The following is a 4,185-nucleotide window of genomic DNA, read 5'->3' as shown; positions in this document are numbered from 1 at the left end:
GATCACGGGGGACCTTTCGTCGTTCGAGGGTGAAAGAATCTGACACAGAGGAGGTTTCGGTCAGATCAGACCTGCATAGTGCGGTCGAACCGCAGGCAGGTGATCGCCGACCTGGTTGAGGGCGAAGACGGCGAGGAATCGGCCGGCGAGTCGCACGCGGCCCCGGGGCATCACGCCGGCTCGCACGACGGGGAACTCGACGCCGACTGTTGCAGTGAACCGCGCCTTCAGCATGAACACTCCTCGCGACCGAGGTATCCCGGCACACGCTCGTAACGAGACGACGGCTTGAGTACCTTCATTCTGTTACCTAGATAACATAGTTTGCTAGGTCAGCGTTGGCAAGACTAACCTTTTCGCAGTTCACCGTAGAGACTGTGACGCGAGGCCGCGTCGGGCGATTCCGGTGTATGGAATGGCAGCTCGATCGACGCCTCGAGTCCTGTCGACCCCGCGACGGCCGGCGATCATCGCTAACCTTCCGAGACAGTCCGCCATGCGCACGTCGACGCCACGCAGTGCCGAAATCGGGCAGCCGCGCCGCGAGGCCACCCACCCCCTCCTCTTGATTTCAAGGATGAGCTGACACGTTCCGAATAGGTAAGCGCCACCCGAGATATTGACTGCCTTCACTGCCGCTTTCCTGATCCCGCGTCCCTATGCTCGCTTTGGGCCAGGCCACAGCGGGGCCATTGGTGGATGTCATGCATCACCCAACTCGCAGGATTCACCTTCACCGCGGATGGCCCAATTCACCTCGAGAAGGGATCGCGTGTGTCCAAAACTGTCAGGAAACGCCTGGAACCGTCACGGGCACGTCGAGAACACTCGGGGGCGCCGGATCGGCGTCACGCTTGCGGCCACGGTCGCCCTTGCCGTCCCGGCCGCTGCCGATGCCGCGTGGCCCGTGGACTTCGGAAGCTCCGGAGGTTCCGCCTCCTCGGCTGCCCGGGCACCGACGATCTGTCCGGTGCCTGCCCCGCGGGAGCGGGTCGTATCGGGGTCGCGCGGTCGAATGACGGCGGAAAGACTCTTCGCGACAGCCTTCCCCGACAGCGTCGGGCGGACCGCGATGCAATACCCAGCCTGACGCGATCAGTCAGCCGCGGCCCAGGCTAGTCAGCCTTCCGGAACCCGGCGGCGACCTGTTCGTGGCCGGCGTCCGGAGCACCGCCGGGCACCAAGCGCACCTCGCCTCCGTCGACGGACAGGTGACCGTAGCGTGTGACCCGGCGCAGGTTCGATGGTCAGACTCGACGAGATTGCATACGGTGCAGATACCACCGTGGCCAGAACCGCGTCGACGGTCGGGTGCACGCACTCGTCAAAGGTGTTGGACTTGACCTCGTTGTCGGCACCCACGCACCATCGATCTGCACCGTGTTCCAGCCACAATGATCGTGATGAAGGTGGGTGCAGAACACGACGTCAACGGCATCGACCGACACCCCGGACTGGGCAAGTCGCTCCAGAAACGGCCCGTCCAGGCTATCGAAATAGGGGCCCCGCCCCTCGCGGCTGTTGCCGGTACAGGGATCGACGAGCACGGTGAGACCGTCAACTCTCACCACCCAACTGTGGCTCGGGCACTGGAAGGTCATCGACTCCTCGCCCAGGAAGCCGTGCGGCAATTGAGCGATCATCAATGAGCAGGCCGGGTGAAACCGGTAGCGACTGCTCCGCCACACGGTCAATCAGAGCATTGCCCACCCTGATCGTCGACATAGTTTCCACCTGTCAGCAGGGTGAGGGCCCAGGAGCTTCTCAGGCCGCAGCATTCGATGCGAGTCAGTTGGACACTACCGCGCCAATGTTGTTGCAGCCAAGGATCGATCAACTACAAGCCCTGTCGAAAGACAACCCGAAACACCGGATTCCGACACCATGCAACAGCCGGGCTCCGCGGACCGAGGCAAAGCCTCACCCACACCGGGCGCCGGCCTGCCGATCACGATCGGCACCCGGGCTCGCCCGCATCGAAAAATTGATGGTTGCAAGTTGTCTTCTAAGACTTAGTATACTTAGTGAACGGAGATCCTCAGGAAGGACCTGGCGCAACGACAGACCAGCGCACGCACATGCGCGTGCGCTGCACCTCGATCGCACGCGCATCGGCAAACGGAACACCTGACGGTCTGCAGTCATCCATCCGGAGCGACTCGGAGAGGCCACACGCACCCACAACACGCGTACCGCAGCCGAAACCTACGGTCAGTGCGCGCATCTGCACATCACACGACATTCCATGCACCACTATGGAAAGGGCCTAAGGCGAACGCTATGGTGCTCACACTTTCGAAACGAGCCGGACGAAGTCTGCTCGTCCTCTTACTGGTGACGGTAGCCGCCGTCTCATTGCTCAGTTTGGCTCCCGGATCCGCTGCACAAGTGATCCTAGGCGAAAACTCCACTCCGCAGGCAGTCGCCGAACTGAACGCAAAGCTCGGCCTCGATCAGCCACTGTGGCGGCAATACATCGACTGGCTCGGTTCGGCGCTGCAAGGCAATCTCGGCACGTCGCCGTTGACGGGCCAGGACGTCACTCAGGCGATTCTGGATCGCCTTCCCGTCACCCTCGAGCTTGCGATCCTGGGGTTGCTCATTGCCCTGGCGGTCGCAATCGTTCTGGCGGTGGTCGCCGCTGCTACTGCGGGAAGTTCGACCGACCGAGGCATCAGCGCCGTCACGTCTGTGTTCCTCGCGATCCCCGCCTTCATCGCAGGCCCTGTGCTGATCTACTTCCTCGCATTGAAGCTGGGGTGGTTCCCCGTATCCGGCTGGTCTCGCATCGAAGACGGACTCGGCGACAACCTCCGAAGCGCGTTCCTCCCCGCACTCGCAATTGCCTTCGTCGAGATCGCCACCTTTCAACGCCTTCTGCGCACCGACCTCGTCAGCACACTGAGAGAGGACTACGTGTCCGCTGCCCGTGCGAAGGGAATGTCGCGGACGTACGTCATGTTCCGGCACGCGCTTCGCCCCTCCTCGTTCTCGTTGATAACACTTGCAGGCATCAGTCTCGGCCGCCTCATCGGCGGAACGGTGGTGGTCGAGATCCTCTTCGGGCTTCCTGGTCTCGGGCAGTTGGTTTCGTCGTCCATCACGCTTCGTGACGTGATCACCGTCCAAGGCATTGTGGTCTTCGTTGCCCTCGTCTATGTCGTCGTCAACATGATCGTCGATTTCAGCTACGGATTCCTTGATCCACGAGTTCGCAAGGCGGTTCGCGCATGACCATCAGCCCGTCCCTGGACCACATCCCCGACATCGAAGCACAAGTCCACAAACCGGTCGTTCGTGTCAAGAAGAAGAAACGTTCGGTCATTGTCTGGTCAGCCTACTTCTGGTTGGCCATGGTCCTCGTCCTCGCCCTCACTGCGAACTTCCTACCCATAGCCGATTACGCTGCCCCCGTTGGTGAATCGCGACTCTCTCCCAGCTTCGGCTCGATCGACCTATTGCTCGGCACCGACAGTTTCGGCCGGTCCATTCTCTCGCGCTGCATCTACGGAGCACGGGTGTCACTCGTGGTCGGTACGGTGGCCGGCATTACGGGGCTGGCGATCGGCACGACTCTCGGCATGATCGCCGGCTTCTTCGGCCGGAAGGTGGATTCCGGTATCTCACTTCTCGCAGACGCGATGCTGGCCTTCCCTCCCCTGATCCTGTTGCTCGCCCTGTCCTCGATCCTCACCCCGAGCGTCAAGACGATTCTCGTGGGTCTGACGCTCGTCACCGTTCCGTCCTTCATCCGTCTGGCACGCGCCACGACGATCTCCTGGTCGTCACGCGAATTTGTACGTGCAGCAAAGAATCTCGGTGCAAGTAACTCCAGGATTCTGCTCAAGGAAATTCTGCCGAACGTGCTTCCCGCTCTGGGCGCATTCTTCCCCATCGTGATTGCAGCGCTGATCGTGGCCGAAGGATCACTGAGTTTCCTCGGTCTGGGTCTTCCGCCGCCGCAGCCCAGTTGGGGCGGAATGATCAGCGATGGCAAGTCCTCCATTGCAACGTCACCGCACATTGTGTTCGTCCCTTCGATGGTCATCTTCCTCACCGTCTTCGCCCTCAACCAGGTCGGCGATCACCTGCGCCTGCGGTTCGACCGCACTATGCAGGACTGATCTGACCGATATCCCTCTTGTCATGTTCTTCACCCCGGACCACGAAAGGTCCCCCGTGATC

General features: G+C 61.5%; 4 protein-coding genes. 2 read left to right on the top strand and 2 right to left on the bottom strand.

The annotated features are described in order from the left end of the window. Positions 1-60 precede the first annotated feature (60 nt). Complete coding sequence (locus AZG88_RS26915) at positions 61-234, bottom strand: hypothetical protein (protein WP_156517631.1); 174 nt, start codon at positions 232-234, stop codon at positions 61-63. A 1,013-nt stretch (positions 235-1,247) separates the two neighbouring features. Further along, the gene (locus AZG88_RS55750) at positions 1,248-1,601 is read right to left on the bottom strand and encodes an MBL fold metallo-hydrolase (RefSeq protein WP_442971756.1); all 354 of its coding nucleotides are present in this window, start codon (positions 1,599-1,601) and stop codon (positions 1,248-1,250) included. Between the two features lie 679 nt (positions 1,602-2,280). Between AZG88_RS55750 and AZG88_RS26905 the strand changes: the two genes are divergently transcribed. Both AZG88_RS26905 and AZG88_RS26900 read left to right on the top strand, forming a co-directional pair. Further along, positions 2,281-3,234 carry an ABC transporter permease gene (locus tag AZG88_RS26905; RefSeq protein ID WP_061041218.1) on the top strand — a complete coding sequence of 318 codons (954 nt, stop codon included), beginning with the start codon at positions 2,281-2,283 and terminating at the stop codon, positions 3,232-3,234. Beyond that, on the top strand, positions 3,231-4,124 hold the full coding sequence (locus AZG88_RS26900) for an ABC transporter permease (RefSeq protein WP_061041217.1): 894 nt from the start codon (positions 3,231-3,233) through the stop codon (positions 4,122-4,124). Before AZG88_RS26905 ends, AZG88_RS26900 begins: the two co-directional genes overlap by 4 nt. The last annotated feature ends 61 nt before the right edge of the window (positions 4,125-4,185 follow it).

The organism is Rhodococcus sp. LB1 (assembly GCF_001583455.1).
Lineage (GTDB): Bacteria > Actinomycetota > Actinomycetes > Mycobacteriales > Mycobacteriaceae > Rhodococcus_F > Rhodococcus_F opacus.
Note: the sequence above shows the minus strand (reverse complement) of the source record. Positions and strands in the feature narration are given on the sequence as shown.